This is a genomic window from Streptomyces sp. NPDC055966 (assembly GCF_042269865.1).
GTDB lineage: Bacteria > Actinomycetota > Actinomycetes > Streptomycetales > Streptomycetaceae > Streptomyces.
Genome location: NZ_JBHJYK010000025.1, coordinates 1 through 18,584 on the forward strand (window position 1 = coordinate 1; position 18,584 = coordinate 18,584).

General features: G+C 70.3%; 15 protein-coding genes and 2 pseudogenes. 2 read left to right on the forward strand and 15 right to left on the reverse strand.

Annotated features, from left to right (window positions below; genetic code table 11):
• Positions 1 to 93: 93 nt before the first annotated feature.
• From ACFC8N_RS38980 to ACFC8N_RS39010, 7 genes and pseudogenes are all read right to left on the reverse strand, one after another.
• Positions 94 to 234: pseudogene (locus tag ACFC8N_RS38980) on the reverse strand (IS5/IS1182 family transposase); the annotation flags it as partial.
• 174 nt (positions 235 to 408) lie between these two features.
• Positions 409 to 690: a hypothetical protein gene (locus ACFC8N_RS38985; protein ID WP_356037467.1), complete on the reverse strand. Its 282-nt coding sequence runs from the start codon at positions 688 to 690 to the stop codon at positions 409 to 411.
• A 262-nt stretch (positions 691 to 952) separates the two neighbouring features.
• Positions 953 to 1,201, reverse strand: coding sequence for a transposase (locus ACFC8N_RS38990; RefSeq protein WP_356037521.1), 249 nt, complete (start codon positions 1,199 to 1,201; stop codon positions 953 to 955).
• On the reverse strand, positions 1,084 to 2,451 hold the full coding sequence (locus ACFC8N_RS38995) for an ISL3 family transposase (RefSeq protein WP_376293834.1): 1,368 nt from the start codon (positions 2,449 to 2,451) through the stop codon (positions 1,084 to 1,086). Before ACFC8N_RS38995 ends, ACFC8N_RS38990 begins: the two co-directional genes overlap by 118 nt.
• Positions 2,452 to 2,916: 465 nt before the next feature.
• Positions 2,917 to 5,339 (reverse strand): annotated as a pseudogene (locus ACFC8N_RS39000) (glycoside hydrolase family 65 protein).
• 59 nt (positions 5,340 to 5,398) lie between these two features.
• Entirely contained in the window at positions 5,399 to 6,274 is an 876-nt protein-coding gene (locus ACFC8N_RS39005) for a universal stress protein (RefSeq protein ID WP_376293835.1), read from the reverse strand.
• Between the two features lie 135 nt (positions 6,275 to 6,409).
• Positions 6,410 to 7,330, reverse strand: coding sequence for a DUF1918 domain-containing protein (locus ACFC8N_RS39010; protein ID WP_376293837.1), 921 nt, complete (start codon positions 7,328 to 7,330; stop codon positions 6,410 to 6,412).
• 118 nt (positions 7,331 to 7,448) lie between these two features.
• On the opposite strand from ACFC8N_RS39010, the gene ACFC8N_RS39015 reads away from it, so the two are divergent.
• On the forward strand, positions 7,449 to 8,123 hold the full coding sequence (locus ACFC8N_RS39015; protein WP_376293840.1) for a CBS domain-containing protein: 675 nt from the start codon (positions 7,449 to 7,451) through the stop codon (positions 8,121 to 8,123).
• A 171-nt stretch (positions 8,124 to 8,294) separates the two neighbouring features.
• Here ACFC8N_RS39015 and ACFC8N_RS39020 read toward each other — a convergent pair whose 3' ends face one another.
• A complete protein-coding gene (locus ACFC8N_RS39020; RefSeq protein ID WP_376293842.1) occupies positions 8,295 to 9,113 on the reverse strand; it encodes a universal stress protein in 819 nt (272 codons plus the stop codon).
• Between the two features lie 332 nt (positions 9,114 to 9,445).
• On the opposite strand from ACFC8N_RS39020, the gene ACFC8N_RS39025 reads away from it, so the two are divergent.
• Complete coding sequence (locus ACFC8N_RS39025; protein ID WP_376294019.1) at positions 9,446 to 10,549, forward strand: alcohol dehydrogenase catalytic domain-containing protein; 1,104 nt, start codon at positions 9,446 to 9,448, stop codon at positions 10,547 to 10,549.
• Here ACFC8N_RS39025 and ACFC8N_RS39030 read toward each other — a convergent pair.
• The 7 genes from ACFC8N_RS39030 to acsA all read right to left on the reverse strand — a co-directional run bounded on the left by ACFC8N_RS39030 (position 10,488) and on the right by acsA (position 18,198).
• Entirely contained in the window at positions 10,488 to 11,528 is a 1,041-nt protein-coding gene (locus tag ACFC8N_RS39030; RefSeq protein WP_376293844.1) for a YbhN family protein, read from the reverse strand. The two genes, ACFC8N_RS39025 and ACFC8N_RS39030, sit on opposite strands and share 62 nt — an antisense overlap.
• A 103-nt stretch (positions 11,529 to 11,631) precedes the next feature.
• Positions 11,632 to 12,471, reverse strand: coding sequence for a hypothetical protein (locus ACFC8N_RS39035; protein ID WP_376293846.1), 840 nt, complete (start codon positions 12,469 to 12,471; stop codon positions 11,632 to 11,634).
• 41 nt (positions 12,472 to 12,512) lie between these two features.
• Positions 12,513 to 12,788, reverse strand: a complete 276-nt coding sequence (locus ACFC8N_RS39040; RefSeq protein ID WP_356037489.1) for an acyl carrier protein — start codon at positions 12,786 to 12,788, stop codon at positions 12,513 to 12,515.
• A gap of 5 nt (positions 12,789 to 12,793) precedes the next feature.
• Complete coding sequence (locus ACFC8N_RS39045) at positions 12,794 to 14,266, reverse strand: 2-oxo acid dehydrogenase subunit E2 (RefSeq protein ID WP_376293848.1); 1,473 nt, start codon at positions 14,264 to 14,266, stop codon at positions 12,794 to 12,796.
• A gap of 1 nt (position 14,267) precedes the next feature.
• On the reverse strand, positions 14,268 to 15,347 hold the full coding sequence (locus tag ACFC8N_RS39050; protein ID WP_376293850.1) for an alpha-ketoacid dehydrogenase subunit beta: 1,080 nt from the start codon (positions 15,345 to 15,347) through the stop codon (positions 14,268 to 14,270).
• Positions 15,344 to 16,369 carry a pyruvate dehydrogenase (acetyl-transferring) E1 component subunit alpha gene (gene pdhA, locus ACFC8N_RS39055; protein ID WP_362820980.1) on the reverse strand — a complete coding sequence of 342 codons (1,026 nt, stop codon included), beginning with the start codon at positions 16,367 to 16,369 and terminating at the stop codon, positions 15,344 to 15,346. The genes ACFC8N_RS39050 and pdhA overlap by 4 nt, the downstream gene beginning before the upstream one ends.
• Positions 16,366 to 18,198 carry an acetate--CoA ligase gene (acsA, locus tag ACFC8N_RS39060; protein WP_376293852.1) on the reverse strand — a complete coding sequence of 611 codons (1,833 nt, stop codon included), beginning with the start codon at positions 18,196 to 18,198 and terminating at the stop codon, positions 16,366 to 16,368. The genes pdhA and acsA overlap by 4 nt, the downstream gene beginning before the upstream one ends.
• Positions 18,199 to 18,584 lie beyond the last annotated feature (386 nt).

Consider the following 18,584-nt stretch of genomic DNA (forward strand, 5'->3'; position numbering starts at 1 on the left):
CTTTCGGATCCAGGTAAGTCATCGGGCCCAGGAACCTCCTTCCGAGTTCCTCCCGGCTGAACCGGGGATACAAACAGAGCGCCTCGTGGCGCACAGACTGCGTTCGACGACCCAACGACGAGGTAGCACGACGAAGCCGGAGGCGTCCTTGGGACGGCTGACCGGCTTGATCGTCAGGTTGAGGTGCTGCTTGGCCCAGTCGACGAGCTTGCCGGCGTAGGCGGAGTCAACCCACATGGCTTCGTCGATCTGGAGGAACAGCGTTTGTCGACGTGCTCCGGAGTCAGTCGGTGATCACTCGGATCGTGAATGTCGATGAGAAATGGGTTCTGGCACAGATCTTGGGGAGCGGTCGCGGAGAGTAACGGTGCGTTCGATTGGAGGGGAGGCACACGAGGTCGAGGCCCGTCAGCGTTCACGCATTCTGGTCCACCACCAGCCGAACGTCGCCAACTCGATGTAGTTGGGTTCAGGCAAAGTACGGCGCTCGAGTTCCTCATCGATGCGCGTGATCAGTCGGCCCAAGTCCCGTTTGGCTCCCGAAGGAAGGTGCCGCATCGCCCACTCCAGGTCATCACGGGCATCGTTTATCCCGGGCGAGCAGAACGCGGAGGCATCCAGGTACCGGCCAGGCTGCTCGAAGACCCACTCGATACGAGAGAGCGCGTTAGCGACCGCGTTGGGCCACATCTCCTGGTCTTCGACCCGGCGGATCGCTGCACGAGTCCGCGCGGAGACACCGTGGACCTTCAGGACCGGACACTGCCATCGTGGCCGGCACTGCTCTGCGCGGACGGCCTTGGGACGCCTACGCGGCATCGCCCTTTCGGATCAACATGAGGCCATCCTGCCACGGCTGGGCACCTACCTGGGCCTCGATCCGCACACCCGCCGCAGCCAGCGTTCCTGCTACTCAAGTCCTTGCGCGGATCTTGGGTAGCGTTTCGGGGTGCTATTGGAGCAGGACCATCTTGCGGAGTAGTTCGAATCCGGCTCGGCCGTAGAGTTGCCGCTTGATCTTCTTGATGCGGTTCACGGCGCCTTCCGTGCCTCCGGAGTTCCAGTGCAAGGTGAGGCCGGCGGTCACCGCGTCGAGATCGCGGAGCATGTGGAGGGCGAAGTCGGTGAGGCCGGGCAGTTGGCTGGCGTCGACGGCGTCAATCCAGGTGGGGAGCGTGACGCCGAGGCGCTGGGTGAGAATCTCGCCGAAGTCGCGGACGTGTTCGGCGGCGGCATCCAGTTCGGGACAGCGGGGCCTGGACGTCCTTCAGTGCGGCGCGCTCGTCCTTGCTCAAGGGGTGACGCGTGAGCCAGCCGGTGACCTGTCGCACGGTTGGTGGGCAGTTCATGGTGCAGGCGGGTGACGTTCGTATGTCCTGCGGCGAACCGCCGCTCCAGATAGGGCTTGTAGGGGTCTAGTAGGCTGGGCCGGGGCCGGTTGTTCCGGAGAGTGTCCTCCCAGGTGGCGGCACGTGCATAGCGCAGTATGGTGTTGAGCCCCCAGCCCAGATGGCGGGCGATCGCCCGGCGCGAGCGACCCTGGGCGAGTAGTTCGTGTATCAGGGCGTGTGCGGCCTTCTTGCGCTGGGCACGTCGGCCGTCGGGAGCCGGTCCGACGCGCGCCGAGTCGTGGCTCCGCGCCTTAATATCCGCTTTTTCAGGCGAAGTTGGCGCATTCAGGCACTCGCGGTGGGCGGCGACGCAGGTCTTCACGGCCCGGCCGATGCCCTGACACGGGTGAAACCTGTCCGCGACCTGGATCGTAGTGGGCGCTCCGAGCCGCGCGCCCTCGGCATAGGCGCCCGCCCGGTCCCGGCAGATGATCTCCACGCCCGGGTGGGTGGTCAGCCACGCGGCCAGCGGCCCGGACTCGCGCGTCGGGAGTACGTCGACCACACGGTGGGTCCCCCCGCAGGTCAAGACGGTGGAGTAGGTCTGCCCGCGACGAGTCGCGAAGTCGTCCACGCCCAGTACACGTGGCGTCCCGGGCTGCGGGTCGGGCAGAGCCATGACCCTGCGCAGCAAGGTCATCCGTCCGACGCGGAAGCCCAGTTGGGCGGTCGGCCGGGCGCCGGCCCATCCGGCGAGCGCGAGCCCGACGCGCTCCAAAATGTGGCCGAGCCGTGAGGTGCAACACGCGTACGGGTCAGTCAGCTGCGCGAACGGCTCGGCGAATGTGCGGCGCGGGCAGTCGGCCGTGCCGCACAGAAAACGCCGGACCGTCAGATGGATCACGACGCTCTGTCCAGCGAGCGGCAGATCCTTCAGCCTGCGCTGGTAGGAGTCGTGCACCCGGTCCGATGAACCCCTGCAGTCCGGACATGTGCCACCAGATACCCGACCTCTGACCGTGACGTCGACTGTGCCGAAGGCGGCGGTCACCGTTTCCACATCTCCGTCGTCAATCCCGTCAAACACGAGCACTTCCCGGAACGTTGCGTCGATCTGCATGGCCAGGACCGTCACCGGAAATGACGGTCTCTTGCAGGGCCGGGCACAGACCTGACGAAGCGTCGCTTACGGCGTCGAGACGGGGGCGTACGCGCCGGGGGCGAGGTGCTCACCGGTGCCTTCTGCGGGAAGTGCCGTGCGGTACTGAAACCCCGCCGCGTCGATCTCCCCTCAGCCGTGCCAGGGAGCGGTGAAGGAGGACTCCCAAGGTGATGAGCAGAGCCAACAAGACGATCACGCCGATGGACGTACCGAGCCATCCCCACCAGCCGGGATCGTGGTCATACCAGAACATCACGACGGCTCACTTCCTCGACGCGCCAGAGGCGGGACCATCGGGCGCGCTCGGGCTTTCCTGACCGTCTCTGACTGTCCCCCGCTCCATGGTGCCCGTCTTGGGCCGACAGGGCCAAGGAACAGGTCCGTTGGGCCCGTCAGGGGGCAGACGGGACGCTCGTCGTCGTGTCAGGTCTCCGGTAGGACGAGCGTGCACGTCTCTCCTGGGGCGATGGTCACCGCGCGGTCGGCCAGCACGACGCGTATCGGTGACTCCTCCGAATCGGGTACGGCGATTTCCAGATGTCCGCTCCGGCGTCGTACGCCGACGCCCCAGTGACCGCGATAGCGCAGTGTGAAGCCGTACTCGGAGAGCGCCGGAAGAGGGACCGGGTCCAGCCACAGGGCGTCCTCGCGTGTCTCCAGTCCCGTCAGTCCGCGCTGGACGAGGTCGAGGGTTCCGGCCATGGCCCCCAGGTGGATGCCCTCGCCGGTCGTGCCGCCCTGGATGTCGGCGATGTCGGCCTCCAGAGCCTCATGAACGTACTGCCATGCGTCCGCGCGTCTGGCTCTGGCGAGGACCAGGCCGTGCACGAGCTCGCTGAGGGTGGAGCCGTGGCTGGTACGCCGCAGGTAGTAGTCCACGGTCCTGCGCCACACGTCGTCGTCCAGGCCGTACCCGAGACGCCGGAACAGAGCCCGCAGCTCGGCGGGGGAGAACAGGTAGCCGAGCATCAGGACATCGGCCTGCTTGGATGCCTTGTAGCGGTTGACCGTGTCGCCCTCGGCCTCAAGGATCCGGTCCAGGCGGCGGATGGTGCCGTAGCGCTTTCGATAGGTGTCCCAGTCGAGTTCGGTCAGGTCGTCGTAGCCCGCGAACTGGCTGATGACGCCCTGGTGGAAGGGGACCCGCAAGCGGCGGGAGACCTCCTCCCACTCGGGCAGTTCATCGGCGTCCAGGCCGGTTCGTCGGAGGAGTTCTTCGCGGCGCCAGACAGGAAGGCGCCGCAGGAGTTCCAGGGTGCGGGCAAGGACCCAGGCGGCGGTGACGTTCGTGTACGCGTTGTCGTCCAGCCCGGGCTGTTCGCCGCCGGGGTAGCTGTCGTGGTATTCGTCGGGACCCACCACACCGCGGATCCGGTAGCGGCCGAGGCCGGGGTCGAAGTCGGCGAGGTCCGCCCAGAAGCGGGAGATCTGGAGCAGCATCTCCGCGCCCCTGGTGTGCAGGTACTCCGTGTCGCCGGTGGCTTCGCAGTACTGCCACACGTTGTAGGCGATCGCCGAGCCCACGTGGTGCTGGAGGCGGGAGTGATCCGGCAGCCAGCGGCCCGAGGCGGGATTGAGATGCCACTCCTGGGACTCCTCGCGGCCGTCGCTGCCGCTCTGCCACGGATACATGGCCCCGGTCCGGCCGTTTGCTCTCGCCGCTCTGTGAGCACGCGGGAGGCGCCGGTAGCGGTAATTGAGCAGCGCCCGGGAGACGTCCGGGAAGTGGAGACTGAGATACGGCAGGACGAAGAGCTCGTCCCAGAAGACGTGACCCCGGTACGCCTCGCAGTGCAGCCCTCGTGCGGGCACTCCCACGTCCAGGTCCGCGGTGTGCGGTGTGCGGTGTGCGGTGAGAGTGTCTGCAGGACGTGGAAGAGGTGGAAGCGCAGGATGCGGCCGGCCTCGCCGGGCACCTGCATGTCCGTGCGCCGCCACAGACGTTCCCACGCGGCGGTGTGGGACTCCAGCAGGGCCGGGAAGTCCCCCGCCGTGGTCACGCGGTCGATCGCCTCGCCGAGTGGGTCACTGATCGCCGTGTCCCGCGAGGTGTGCAGTGCCACGATCTTCTCCATGGCGACCGGGCGGTCCGGCGAGATCGGGACGACCAAGCGGTGGACGGCACGGCGACGAGCCGGACGAAGCTCCGAGGAGGTCGGAACCCCGTCGGTGACCACCCTCGTCCGCGCGGCCAGGGCGACGGCGATGTCGGATGTGCTGGTGCGGCAGCTGAGCCAGACCGTCTGTGGCTCATGTGTGCCGGTCCGCACATGAGTCACATGGCGGCGGTCGAGGGTGCGGTAGCGGTGCACGTTGCCGTTGATCACTTCCCCGTCGAGGCAGCTCTCGATCTCGATCTCTCCCGACCAGTTCTCAGCGGTGAAGAGCGTCCGCAGCGCGGCCAGGTGGGGATCCAGCATGTGCACCAGGCGGATCTGCTCGACGCCGAGCACGCCCGTCCCGTCGGTGCGGTGACGGGAGGCCCGGGTGAGCGTGGCGCGGCGCAGATCCAGGGTGTGGCGGTGGTCCAGCAGGGCGTGCGTGTGGGGGGAGAGCCATGGGCCCCAGTCCTCCTCGGCACGGCGTAGCCGGAATCGCAGGAGCAGCCAGTTGGGGAGGTTGACCAGATCCTCGCTCACCACGTGCCGTCCCGCGACGGTCGACTCCAGGCGGTTGTAGCACCCGGCCGCATACGTTCCCGGGTAGTGCACCAGGCCCGCCCGGCACTCGGGCAGCGCGCCTCGTGTGGCGAAGTAACCGTTGCCGAGCGTGCAGAGCGATTCGCGCAGTTGTTCGCCGGAGGGGCTGTAGCCCGTCCACTCCCATGTCCACTCCGACTCTGACATCCGCCACCCTTCCCTCTCCTCCGGAGAGGACGTGGAGGTTCAGCCTCGCGCGGTCGGCCTCAGACCGGCTGGGGCACGATGGCGACCGGGCACTGCGAGTGGTGAAGCAGGGTGTGGGCGACTCTGCCGAGCTGCAGACCGAAGCGACCGTGTCGGCGAACTGCGCCGACGACGATGAGGTCGGCCTCGGCTGTCGCGTCCAGCAGCACACGGTGGGCTGGGCCCTCGACCGCCTGGCGACGGATGACGACCTGAGAGTCTTCCCGTACGGCTGCGCGCAATGCCTCCTCAAGGCCGGCCGAGGCCCGCTCCTCGCGCAGCCGTGCGGCGTCGTCGGCGATCAGCATGTGGTCCACGGGCTCGGCGGCAGGGGTGCGCCAGGACCGTACGGCGGTCAGGCCACAGCGGCGTGCCGCGGCCTCGCGGAGGGCGAACCGCACGGCACCCGCGCTGCCTGTCGGGTCCCCGACCCCCACCACGACCCGGCCGAGGAGCCCCTCGCGGTTGCGCTCCGCGCCACGGACCACGACGACCGGGCACACGGCGCGGGCCGCGACCGCGAGGCTGACCGAACCCAGCAGCATTCCGGCGATCTGGCCGCGCCCACGTACGCCGGTGATCACGGCGGACGCCTCGGGGCCCGCCCGCAGCAGCACCGCGACGGCGTCATCGGCCAGCACCTCGCCCGACACCTTGACCTCGGGGTCGCGGAGCCGGGCACGGTCCAGGCAGGAAGCGATGATGTGCTGCGCCATGACCTCCTCGGCGGGACGGCCGGTGCCGAAGGAGGGCCGGACCGCCTCGTAGCGCTCCCACAAGGAGGCGTGGACCAGACGCAGCGGCAGCCCATGGCGTGCCGCCTCGTCCACCGCCCAGTCGACGGCCAGCAGACTGGAGTCCGATCCGTCGACGCCCACGACCAGCGGGAGTTCCATCGCCGCCACCGCCTCCTCCGTCGGGCTGCAGGGAGACCACCTGTGAATACCGTCGCACGGTCCGCGCACCCCTGCGACACGCCAACCGGCTGTCGGCGCGGCCGGCGCGGCCGGTGCCCCATGGCCGGGGGTGGGCTACCGATCGGCCGGTGTGATCCGACGGCCCGTGAGGGTCGCAGGGCGGATGGACACCCACATCTCGCGCTCGCCGCCCGCCCACGGCCTGGTGTGGGCATGGTGAGTGAGCCTGCGTACGGCCTCGGGTTCCGTCACGACGTTCGCGGGGCCGACGGCGAGTACGCTCCAGCCCTGGCTCATGTCCTCGTCCACATGGTCGACTTCGAAGGCCACCTCCCTGCCTGCGGCCGCCGCGGTCAGGGAGCCGGGCGCGGTCCGGAAGGCGATGGCGTCGTCGACGATCTCGTAGTTGACCGGGACGACGGCAGGACGGCCGTCGGATGCCGGCACCGCGATGCGCCCCACGCCGTGCGTCGAGAGCAGGGTGCGGCATTCCTCCGGGCTGAGATCCCGCAGCCGAGGGTGCAAGAGCGCGTGTCCCTGGCCTGGTGGGAGATCCATGCCGCCGCCGCGCAGAGCGGCGACGGAGGTGCCCAGCGCGTCGGCCAGCCTGATGAGAGTCGCGAAGGTCGGATCTGCGGGACGTTCCTCCAGGTATGCGAGGTAGTCGGGGGACATCCGGGCGCGGCCGGCTGTCTCCTCCCGGCTGAGCCCCTGCCTGCGGCGCTCGACGGCCACGCGCCGGCCGATGTCGCCGGGGCCTGCCGCCCCGGTCGGCGGGGCAACCGCGGACGCGCCCCGCGCCTCACCCGCGTCCGGCTGTGGCACGCTCGTGGTCCGGGGCTCGGCGGACTCAAGGTGGTGGATGTGTGCGTCGGGCCCGGGGAACACGAGGGTCACCTCGTCGGTGTCCGACCAGCGCACATCGTAGGGGGGTGTTCCGTCCTCGTGGTGGAGGCCGACGATCTCGCCGTCGCGCCTGGCGGCGCCGGTCTTCGTACTGTCGATGACGAGTTGGTCGCCGAGGTGAGCTCGCATGATCGCCGCCCTCTGCTCAGAATGGTGCTGTATCCAACCTGCCACGCGGGACACACCGTCGCACGGGGGCCGCGAGCCCCGTGTCCGCGAGGCGGGCGGCCCGTATCCGGGAGGCACCATGCACCACCGAACGGTCGAGGAGCTCATGTCCCGGGACGTCGTCCGAGCCCGGCGCGACACGCCGTTCAAGGAACTCGTCAGACTCCTGGCGGACAACGACGTCTCCGCCCTGCCCGTGGTGGACGACCTGGACCGCCCCGTGGGGGTGGTGTCCGAGGCCGACCTGTTGCGCAAGAGCGCCGATCAGGCAGACCCGTCGGGCAGGACTCCCGTGCCGAATCTGGAGGCGTGGGAGCGGGCCAAGGCCGAGGGCTCCCGCGCGGAGGAGCTGATGTCGGCTCCCGCGGTGTGCGCGCGTGCGCAGTGGAGTGTGGTCGAGGCCGCGCGTCTCATGGAGACCCAGCACGTCAAACGGTTGCCCGTGGTCGACGAGGCGGACCGGCTCCTGGGAATCGTCAGCCGGGGTGATCTCCTGCGGATCTTCCTGCGTCGTGATGATGCCATCCGTGAGGAGATCACCGGCGATCTCCTGCGCCGGACCATGGGACTCGATCCAAGGGAGGTGTCGGTCGAGGTGCGTGACGGACGGGTCACCCTCGGCGGCACCGTGGAGTACAAGAGCCTGATTCCCGTCATCGAACAGCTGTGCCGCGGCGTCGACGGCGTTGTCTCTGTCGGCGGCCGCATCGCCTGTCGCACGGACGACGCGCGGAGTTCCGCCGGTGACACCTGAGGTGCCGGACGAGGTCTCCATGGCCCGGCCTGTCGCCGGTTCGCCGCCGATCTCCGGCATTTCGTGTCCGCCGGATGCTCGTCCTCGAAGAGCTGAAGACTCACCCGTACGCGCCGCGCGCCGTGCCCTGCCCGAGGCGCCGGCGCGCCAGGTGCTTCCTGCCCGTGGCCGTCACAACTGGGGCACGACCACGACCGGACACGGCGCGTGATGCAGTACGGCATGATTGATCAAGCCCAGTTGCAGGCCGGGATGCCCGAGCCGACGACGGCCGCCCACGATCAGGAGATCCGCCCCGGACGCGGCGTCCAGCAGGGCCCGGCGAGCCGGGCCCTCGATCAGCTGCCGGCTCACCAGGGTGTCGGCGTACTGTCCGGCCGGCCCGCGCAGCGCGTCGTCGAGCACCTGTGCGGGCGGGCGCCGGTGGGCCTCCAGCGGCCACGACGGGGCCCGAGCCGTCGTACACGCGCCGGACGGTGCGCTCCAGGCGTGTACCGCCACGAGCCGGCACCGCCGCGCCCGGGCCTCGCGGAACGCGACGTCCACGGCGGTGCCGCTGGTCTTCTCGTCCTTGACACCCACGACGATGCACCCGAACCGGGCCTCGCGGTGCTCGACCGTGCCGCGGACCACGAAGACCGGACAGTCGGCCCGTGCCGCGACCGCAAGACTCACCGAGCCGAGGAGCAGGCCGGTGAGGTCCCCGAGCCCGCGGGATCCCAGCACCAGCGCGAAGGCGTTGCGCCCGACGCCGACCAGCGCCGTGGCCGCGTCCTCGTACGACACCTCGCTGGACAGCCGTACCGTGGGTGATCTCTCCTCGGCACGTGCGGTGGCGGCGCTGATCACCTGGGACGCGTCACGCGCCCCGCCTGCCGCGTGCAGGAGGTGGAGCGGCACGCCGTGCCGGACCGCCTCGTCAGCGGCCCAGCCGACCGCTTCGAGACTCGCCTCGGAGCCGTCGACGCCGACCACCAGGGGTATCGTCACCGCGCCCGTCTCCTCTCGCCCGGGATTCAGTCCTCCGGCTCCTCCGCCACAGATCCCTGTGCGCCGCGGCGGGAGCAGGACCATCCCCGAGGGAGAGACCGCAACGCGCCCGGGACGCAGACGAGGCCCGGACCGGCGCTCGGTCCTACGTGCTCGTCGGACCTGTGCGCGGTCGTTTCCAGCTTCGTACGGGACGGAGACCGCCGCCATGCAGCGAGCCCTCCCGCGCGCATCGAGGGCATGCCCGAAAGACCGGCCTACGCCGACCCGGCGGCTTGCCCGGTCTCCGTGCGGGGGTGACCGTGAAGGTGGGGGGCGAGGAAGTGAGTACCGTGCGAGCGCTCGTCTATCACGGACCGGCACAGATTTCCTGGGACACGGTCCCGGACCCCGGGATCGAGGAGGCCACCGACGCCGTCGTACGTGTCGATGCCACGACCATCTGCGGCAGCGATCTGCGCATCCTGCGGGGAGAGCTGCCGGAGGTGAAGCCGGGGGCCGTCCTCGGCCACGAGGCCGTCGGTGAGGTCGTCGAGGTCGGTGACGAAGTGCGCCGTCTGCGCCCCGGGGACCAGGTGATCGTGTCGTCCGTCTCTTCGTGCGACCGCTGCCCGGAGTGCCGTGATGCGAGGTTCGGACAGTGCCGAGGGGGCGGCGGATGGATTCTGGGGAGCCTGATCGACGGGACGCAGGCCGAATACGTGCGGGTGCCCTTCGCGGACCACTCCACCACCCGACGCCCCTTCGCTCTGTCGCTCAACGACGTGGTGCTGCTCGCCGAGTTGCTCCCGACCGCCTACGAAGTCGGAGTGCGCAACGGACACGTGTGCCCCGGAGACACCGTCGTCGTGGTGGGTGCGGGACCTGTCGGTCTTGCCACGGCGATCGTCGCGCGCCTGTACTCGCCCCGCCGCATCATCGTCGTGGATCTGGCCCGAGCCCGGCTGGAGACCGCGCTCCGTGTGGGAGCCGAGGCCGCCGAATCCCCGGGGACAATGATCGCCGAGCTGGCCGAGGGGCCGGGCGCCGACGTGGCCATCGAGGCCTCGGGCGATCCGGAGGGCTTCGTGCTCTGCACCCGTGCCGTCCGCGCGGGAGGGCACATCGCCAACATCGGTGCGCACAGCGGACCGGCGACGCTGCATCTCGAATCCCTGTGGCGCAAGAACGTGACGATCAGCACGGGTCAGGTGGACACGTCGTCCACTCCGTGGCTGCTGGAACTCATGGAGTGCGGACGTCTGCCCGTCTCTGGGCTGGTCACCCACACCTTCGGGCTCGACCGTATGGAAGACGCCTACGAGGTCTTCGCGGGCGGAACCGTCTCGGGAGCCCTGAAAGTCGTTCTGCGCGGCGAGCGAACCCAGCAGACCCTCAGCGAAGCCACCGCGCCCGCGGCCTGCCCTTCCGGCTCTCAAGGGCAGATTCAAACGTGAGGCCGATCAAGCAGGCCCAGCCGATGGGCTGCAGGGCCCAGAAGCTGACGACGCGGTAGAAGAACGTGACGGCGATCGCCTGTCCGGGCTGCATGCCGTACACGACGAGCAATGCCGACAGAGTCACTTCGGCGATGACCAGGTTTCCAGGGGTCAGGCGCAAGGTGCTCGCGATCTGTGTCAGCGCGTAGACGAAGAGCAGTCCGTGCCAGGGTACGTCGACGCCCAGCGCCCACATTCCGGTGGTCAGGCATGCTGCGTCGAGCATCCAGTTGAGAACGGCGAAGGCGAACGGCCGCAGCCAGGGAAGCAACCGGGGCTGTACCTCCCGGACTTGTTCCGCCAGCTGGATCAGGGCGTCCTCGGCGTTCACCACTCGCCTGGACTGCCGACCAGTGCGGGCCCAAACACGTCTCAGCACACGGCGGAAGCCGGTGAAGCGGTACAGACCGAGGATCACCAGCCCGCCCGCAAGAGCCACCATCAGCGCACCGACCACGCGTCGGACGAAAGCGTCGGGACCGCTCGAGCCTGCCACGAGCACACCCGTCACCAGCAACAGGAACAGGCTCAGGGCCGACAACGCGCCCGCGGTCACCAGGACGGCCGCCGCGAGCGCCTGTCCGGCGCCTCGGCGGGACAAGTACCGGAACATCCAGGCGGCCGAGAACGCCGCACCACCCGGCAGCGCGCCCGCCACCGCATTGCCGGCCATCGTGGTGCACGCCGTCCTGCCCATGCTCCACTGCGAGCCTCCCGTCCGCAGCAGCCAGCGGGGCACGGCGGCGAAGCACAGGACGGACATCGCTTCGAACACCGCGGCGACCACCACGCCCGGCAGGCGTACCCGGGTGATCAGGTGGTACGCCTCCACCAGCTCGTGACGCCGGGAGAGCGCGACCAAACCCGCGGCCACCAGGATGAGCCCGGTGCACAGCCACCAGAGCCAACCCGGCCCGGCTACGGCGCCCCGTGTCACGGCGGCCCTCCGAGCCGCGGGAACCTGACCGTGCGACGGCTCGTCACCTGTGAGGGGCCGATTGGTCCGCGATCGTGGCTGCCTCAAGGCGCCCCGCGCCCCCTTACCGAACTCCGTACAGCACGGCGTGCGTCACGTCCTCACCGCGGTCGGCGGGCAAGGAGAGCAGGTAGCGGCGGATCCGTCGCAGGTGGCGGATCGTCTTCCAGACGTCCGCCGTGGCCCGCTGGTCCCACTCGGCCCGGTGCGGGCGTACTGCCGCGTGCTCGAAGGTGAGCAGCGGCTCGCAGACCCGCAGCCGGATCAGGCTGGGCCGGAACGCGTCAGGCTCGCCGTGCGGCAGGCCCACGTCCCGCAGCAGTGCCAACGAGCGTGCGGTGTCCGTCAGCGGGGTGCCGAGGCAGTCGGCGACCTGGCCCCGGGGTGCGCAGCCGGAGGCGACGGCAGGGACACGGACGCCCCGGAACCGTGCCGCCTGCCCGAAGTCGAAAGTGCGGACCGGGAGATGGACACCGGCCAGTCCGAGCGATGGTGAGAACGCGCTGAACAGACACCGCGTCATGGGCAGGCAACTGCCGCTCAGCAGCAGGCGTGCGCGGTGGGGCAGACCCGCTTCATGCCTTCGCCGACAGACGCGGTGCAGGACGGAGGGCAACGACGGGCTCCGCCGTACGAGTTCGGGGGAGTCGTCGCGGACGACCGGCACGCTTCGCGTGCCACCCAGCGCCCACGGGGCGTCGACGGCATCATCCCAGCCGTGCCACGTGCGCAGCGGGAGAGCTCCGGTGAACCGGGCGTGCACATCGCTGAGGCGGCTCGGCGATTCGGCCTGTGTCATCCCCTGCGCGTCGAAGACGACGGAGGCGACGAGTGCGTCCCAGTCTGACTGGCGGTCGAAAATGCTCTCGGATTTCACGGTGCCGGCGACCTGGGACAGTGACATGGCCACTCCTCCTCTTCGATACGGCTCCCCTCCGCGCCCCCTCACGTCGCCGGGTCGGCGCTCGCCTTCGATCTGCCGACCAGGAACCGCGTGGCGTCGGACAGCGTGGTCAGCTCCGGGTAGTCCTCTTCGTCGATCCGGACCCCCGTGCGTTCGTGCAACTGCTCCACCAGGCTGAGGAAATCGAGCGAATCGAGTTCGAGTACGTCACGGAACCTGTCGTCCGGCTCGACCCGAGCGAAGTCCGCATCGGGGACGATCACCGTGATCGACTCCTTGATCACGGACAGAGCTTCCGCATCGTCCAAGGGCTTCATCCCACTCACAACTCCTCCGGTTTCTGCAGCAGCCGGTCGACCGCCGTGAGGTAACGGGCGCCGACGGCGCCGTCCGTGGCGCGGTGGTCGGCGGCCAGGGTCGCGGTCACCACGGGACGCACGCCGAGCATGCCGTCGGCAGCCCAGGGCCGTTCGACGACCGTGCCGAAGCCGACCAGGGCCACCTGGGGCGGATGGATGACGCCGAACACGGTCTCCACGCCCTGATCGCCCAGGTTGGTGACGGTCAGCGTGGCGCCGGACAGCTCGCTGCCGCGCAGCCGTCCTCGGCGCGCCCGCTGCACCAGGTCCTTGAGACGGGCCATGAGAGCGTCGGGCGACAGGGCGTCCGTGTGGGCGATCACGGGCGCGAGCAGTCCGCCCTGTCGGAGCGACACGGCGACGCCCAGGTTGATCGCCGGGCCGGGGACGAATCCGCCGTTCTGCCAGTAGCCGTTGAGACTCGGTACCTCCCTCGCCGCCATGGCGGCGGCCTTCAGCAGCAGAGCGGCCGGCACAAGGCGGTCCGTGGGCGGACGGCCACGGTTGAGCCGGCGCAGCCAGTCCACGGCCGCCATGAGGTCGATGGCGGTGGACAGGTAGTAGTGCGGGATCTCCCGCACGGAGCGGCTCACCAGGTCGGCGACGGCACGGCGCATGGCGTCCGTACGTTGATCCGTCCGGCTGTCGCTCGCTCCTGCCACGCGGGAGCGTGCTTCCACGTCCCGTCGCCGTGGAGCAGGATGCCCGAGTCCATGCGGCCCGGAGCGCGCCGGAACAGCCGCGCGCACGTCCGCCGCCCGCACGGCTCCGCCGTCCCCCGTTCCGCGTACCGCCGTCAGGTCGATGCCCAGGTCGAGGGCGAGCCGCCGGGCGTAGGGAGTGGCCCGCACCCTGGGGGCCGGTTCCGGCCGGGCGTTCTCCACATCGGCGCGCGTGATCCGTCCTCCTCGCCCGGTGCCGTGCAGCGCCGTCAGGTCGACGTCCCGCAGCACCGCGAGGTGCCGCACGAGCGGTCCGACCCCGAGCGCCGCGTCGGTCGCGGCCGGGACATTCATCGGGGAGTCGCCGGGACGGGCTGACGCGTGTACCCGCGGCCCGTCCGGCGTCCTCTTCGCTTCCGCGCGTATCGTCTCCGGGACGGACTCGGGTCCTCCGACCGCCTTCCCCCGACGATTCGGGCGTTCGTGCCGCTCGGCCGGTTTCTGACCGGCCTTCGTGCGTGTGGGCGTGCCGTTCGCCCTCCGGCCCTCGATCACCGCCAGCGGCGCGCCCACGGGTACCCGGGTCCCCGGTGACACGAGCAGCCGTCCCACGGTGCCCGACTCGAAGCACTCGACCTCGATGGCCGCCTTGTCGGTCTCCACGACGGCCACGACATCGCCCTTGTGCACACGGTCCCCTGGGCCCACGAGCCACTCCTGGAGTACACCCTGGTCCATGTCCGCTCCCAGCGAGGGCATCGTGAACTCGGCCATCTCAGCCCGCCCTCCCGGTGACCGGCTGCGGGACCGCCGCATCGGCTCCGGCGGGCACGGGCTCGCCGACTGCCCGGCGTGCGGCAGCCACGATTCCGGCGGCCTGGGGCAGCGCGGCCTCCTCCAGCCTGCGTGCGTACGGTATGGGCACCTCGGCGCTGCACACCCGCTCGACAGGGGCGTCGAGGTCGTAGAAGTGCCGTTCGGTGAGGCGCGCGGAGATCTCCGCGGCGAGACTGCCGGTGCGCCAGCCCTCGTCCACGACGACCGCGCGATGCGTACGCACGACCGAGCCGCCGATAGTGATGTCGTCCAGGGGACGAAGGGTGCGCAGATCGACGACCTCGGCGCTGATGCCGTCGCTCGCGAGGTCGTCGGCGGCGGCCAGCGTCTTGGGGAGAGAGCCGCCGTAGGTGATCAGGGAGACGTCCGTGCCGGGGCGGCGGACGGCCGCGTGGTCGATGTCGACCGGCCCGGCGCCGGCCGGCAGCTCGCCGGACGCGTTGTACAGGCTGCCGTGCTCGAAGATCAGTACGGGGTCGGGGTCGGCGAGCGCGGGCGCCAGCATGTAACGGGCGTCGGTGAGGGTCGCCGGGGCCAGGACCCGCAGGCCCGGGATGTGTGCGTACCAGCCCTCCAGACTGTGCGAATGCTGAGCCGCGAGCTGGCGTCCCGCCCCGGTGGTCATGCGGATCACGATCGGTACGGGCAGTTGGCCGCCCGACATGTGCAGGAGGGTGGCCGCGTTGTTGAGGATCTGGTCCAGGGCCAGCAGGCTGAAGTTGACCGTCATGATCTCGACGATCGGCCGCATGCCCGCCAGGGCCGCACCGATGCCGGCGCCGACGAACGCGGATTCCGACAGCGGGGCGTCCCGGATCCGTTCGGGCCCGAACTCCTCCAGCAGACCGAGGCTGACGCCGAAGCAGCCGCCGTACCGGCCCACATCCTCACCCATCAGAAACACCCGCTCGTCGGTGCGCAGGGCCTCACGAAGGGCCTCGCGCATCGCCTCCCGGTACGTCGTCTTCCGCTCGGAGGGGGCCGGCGGCCCGGCGGAACGAGTGTGGGTCGCGGTCATGGCGGGCTCGCCTCCACCGGGCTGGTGACGTACTTCAGCAGATCCCCGACGGGCTCTTCCGCAGCCTGCTCTGCGGCTTCGACGGCAGCGTCGATCTCGGCGGCCAAGCGGTCCTCCAAAGCCGTGCGGGCTCTGTCGGTCAGCTCCCTGGCCTCCCGCAGCCGCAGGGCGAGCCCCTCGACCGGGTCCCGCTCCTTCCAGTGCTCGATCTCCCCCTTGTCGCGGTAACGGTCGGAGTCGTACATGGAATGGGCGCGGAACCGGTACGTGCGCATCTCCAGGAAGTGCGGCCCGCCACCGGCACGTACCCCTTCGGCGGCCCGGCGGGCGGCGGCCTCGACGGCGAGTACGTCCATGCCGTCGACGGCCCAGGAGACCATGCCGTACCCGGCGGCACGCAGCGCGAGGTCGGTCTGAGCCTGGTGCCGGGCCAGAGCCGTACCCATCGCGTACAGGTTGTTCTCGCAGACGAGCAGCAGGGGCAGTCCCCAGAGCGCGGCCAGGTTGGCCGTCTCATGGAACTCACCCTCGGCGAAGGCGCCGTCGCCGAAGAAACAGCAGGTGAGGCGGTTGCGGTCGGCCATGCGGTCGGCGAGCGCGAGGCCGGCCGCGAGCGGCAGCCCGCCGCCGACGATCGCGTTGCCGCCGTAGAAGCGACGGCCGGCATCGAAGAGGTGCATGGAGCCGCCACGGCCCCGGCTGCACCCGGTGACCTTGCCGAACATCTCCGCCATGATCGCCTCGGCGGGAACACCGCGGGCGAGCGCGTGCCCGTGTTCGCGGTACGTCGACACGACCGCGTCGTCGTCCGTGAGGGCCTCGTTGACGCCGACGGCGACGGCCTCCTCGCCGATGTACAGGTGCATGAAGCCCCGGATGCGGGCGGCGCTGTACAGCTCCACGCAGCGTTCCTCGAACCGCCGGACGCGCAGCATCGACTCCAGCAGGGCCAGACGGTGCGCGGCTTGGCGGTTCGGCCGGGTGGCGGGCCGCGACGTCCGCGGGGCGCGGGTGGTGCTCATGCGGACTGCTCCGTCCTCCGCGCCGAGGAGACCTCTGGGGCGGAGTCCTCCAGAGTGGAGATGTCGCCCTCGGGCAGACCGAGTTCACGGGCCCGCAGCAGGCGACGCATGACCTTGCCGCTGCGGGTGTGCGGCAGATGCCGGTCGAAGTCGATCTCACGGGGTGCCACGGCAGGCCCCAGCCGACGCCGTGCGAAAGCCAGCAGTTCCCGCCTGGTCTCGGGGGTGGCCTCGAAGCCCGGCCGCAGCGTGACGAACGCCTTGACGATGTTCCCGGCGACCGGATCGGGCCGGCCGATGACCCCGGACTCGGCGACCGCCGGATGCTCGATCAGGGCACTCTCGACCTCGAACGGCCCGATGAGGTGTCCCGCCGACTTGATGACGTCGTCGGCGCGCCCGACGAACCAGTACCAGCCGTCAGCGTCGCGCCGCACCAGGTCGCCGGTGAGGTACCAGCCGTCCGCGAAGGCCGCTGCCGAACGTGGCTCGTCGTGGAGGTAGCCGCGGAACATGGACGGCCAGCCGGGCCGGAGCGCCAGCTCACCCTCCACACCGGGCTCCTCCAGCACGGTGACCCGACCGCCGGCGATCTGGGCCCGCCCGTCCTCCCCGCGCCGCAGCACCGCCGCTTCGACACCGGGCAGCGGCCGGCCCATCGAGCCGGGGCGGATCTCGCAGGCGGCGAAGTTGGCGATCATGATGGTGCCGGTCTCGGTCTGCCACCAGTTGTCGTGCACGGGAAGCCCGAGCACGTCCCGGCCCCACACCACGGCCTCCGGATTGAGCGGCTCACCGACCGACGCGATGAACCGCAGTGCGCTCAGGTCGAAGGAGCGGGGCAGGTCGTACGGCCCGGTCCGCGGTGTCGTCCGCATCAGCATGCGCAGAGCCGTCGGCGCCGTGTACCAGACGCTCACCCGCTGTTCGGCGAGGATCCGGTACCAGCGCCGGGCGTCGTAGTCACCCTCGTCCACCACGACCGTCACGCCGTGCATGAGCGGCGCGACGATCCCGTAGGACATGCCGGTGACCCAGCCCGGATCGGCGGTGCACCAGAACACGTCGTCCTGGTGGAGGTCGAGGGCGTACAGCGCGGACGTGTAGAGCGCCACGGCGGCCTCGTGCACGTGCACCGCGCCCTTGGGGATGCCTGTCGTGCCGCTCGTGAAGTGCAGCAGGGCCATGTCGTGCGGCGAGGTCGGCGCAATGGTGAAGGTGTCGGCCGCGTCGGCCATCAGCGCGGTGAACGACACGGTGCCGGGCAGCTCGTCCGCGCCCTCGCCGACGATCAGCACGTGGCGCAGACCGGCGAGTGCGCCTCGTCGCCCGGCGACCTTCTTGAGGTACAGATCAGCCGTGGTGACCATGACCTGCGCGTCGCTCAAAGTGACACGCTGGAAGACCGGATCAGGTCCGAAGGCGGAGAACAGCGGGCACAGGACGCTGGTGTTCTTCAGAGTGCCCAGGACCACGGTGTACAGCTCCGGACACCGGCCCAGCAGCGTCACCACCCGGTCGCCATGACCGATCCCGAGGCCACGGAGCACGTTGGCGAACCGTGCCGTGGAACGGGCCAGCTCCTCGTACGTCACCGACGTGACCGAGCCGCTCCGCCCGACACACCGCAGCGCGACCGCCGTCGCGCGGGCCGATGCCGCGTGCCGGTCCACGGCCTCGTGCGCGATGTTCAGTCCGCGCTCGCCCGGCAGTCCCTGCAGTCCGGCCCGTGCGTCGGACCACGAGAAGCCCGCGCACTCCTTGTCGTAGTCGCCCAGATTGGGGGCGATCGGAGGAGGGGTGTCCTTCTGGATGGTCTCCCACGGCATGCCGGACCCTCCTTCCCTCGGGTCTTCTTCGAGCCTCCGTCCCGGCCGCGCCGGCCACACTGGGTCGAACGGCCTTCGCGCCTGGCCGGACGGCTCAGGTCCGGGGCCATCGCGCGGCTGAGACGAGGACGGGGGGCGCGTTCCCGACGGGCGACGGCTCGCACGAGTGGCGGCGGGCGAGCCGGGCCGTCGCGTCGGTACCCGCTGTGCACGGCCGGCCACCGAGCCCACCGGAGCGGCTTTTCCAGGGGCCGACACCGAAGGGACGATCTGCCACGGCGGCCAGAACTACGCCCGTATGGTGGCGCAGCGCAGCGCAGCGGGGTGCGGAGGCCGGGGGGCAACTGCGGTGGTCGGCTGCCAGCGGCGCGTCGTAGCGATCCGCG

Coding starts and splice junctions, on each gene's coding strand:
- ACFC8N_RS38995 (WP_376293834.1), bottom strand. CDS start 2,451: ATGCAGATCGACGCAACGTTCCGGGAAGTGCTCGTGTTTGACGGGATT.
- ACFC8N_RS39050 (WP_376293850.1), bottom strand. CDS start 15,347: ATGACCGCGACCCACACTCGTTCCGCCGGGCCGCCGGCCCCCTCCGAG.
- pdhA (WP_362820980.1), bottom strand. CDS start 16,369: ATGAGCACCACCCGCGCCCCGCGGACGTCGCGGCCCGCCACCCGGCCG.
- acsA (WP_376293852.1), bottom strand. CDS start 18,198: ATGCCGTGGGAGACCATCCAGAAGGACACCCCTCCTCCGATCGCCCCC.
- ACFC8N_RS39040 (WP_356037489.1), bottom strand. CDS start 12,788: ATGAAGCCCTTGGACGATGCGGAAGCTCTGTCCGTGATCAAGGAGTCG.
- ACFC8N_RS39035 (WP_376293846.1), bottom strand. CDS start 12,471: ATGTCACTGTCCCAGGTCGCCGGCACCGTGAAATCCGAGAGCATTTTC.
- ACFC8N_RS39005 (WP_376293835.1), bottom strand. CDS start 6,274: ATGGAACTCCCGCTGGTCGTGGGCGTCGACGGATCGGACTCCAGTCTG.
- ACFC8N_RS39010 (WP_376293837.1), bottom strand. CDS start 7,330: ATGCGAGCTCACCTCGGCGACCAACTCGTCATCGACAGTACGAAGACC.
- ACFC8N_RS38985 (WP_356037467.1), bottom strand. CDS start 690: ATGTGGCCCAACGCGGTCGCTAACGCGCTCTCTCGTATCGAGTGGGTC.
- ACFC8N_RS39045 (WP_376293848.1), bottom strand. CDS start 14,266: ATGGCCGAGTTCACGATGCCCTCGCTGGGAGCGGACATGGACCAGGGT.
- ACFC8N_RS39015 (WP_376293840.1), top strand. CDS start 7,449: ATGCACCACCGAACGGTCGAGGAGCTCATGTCCCGGGACGTCGTCCGA.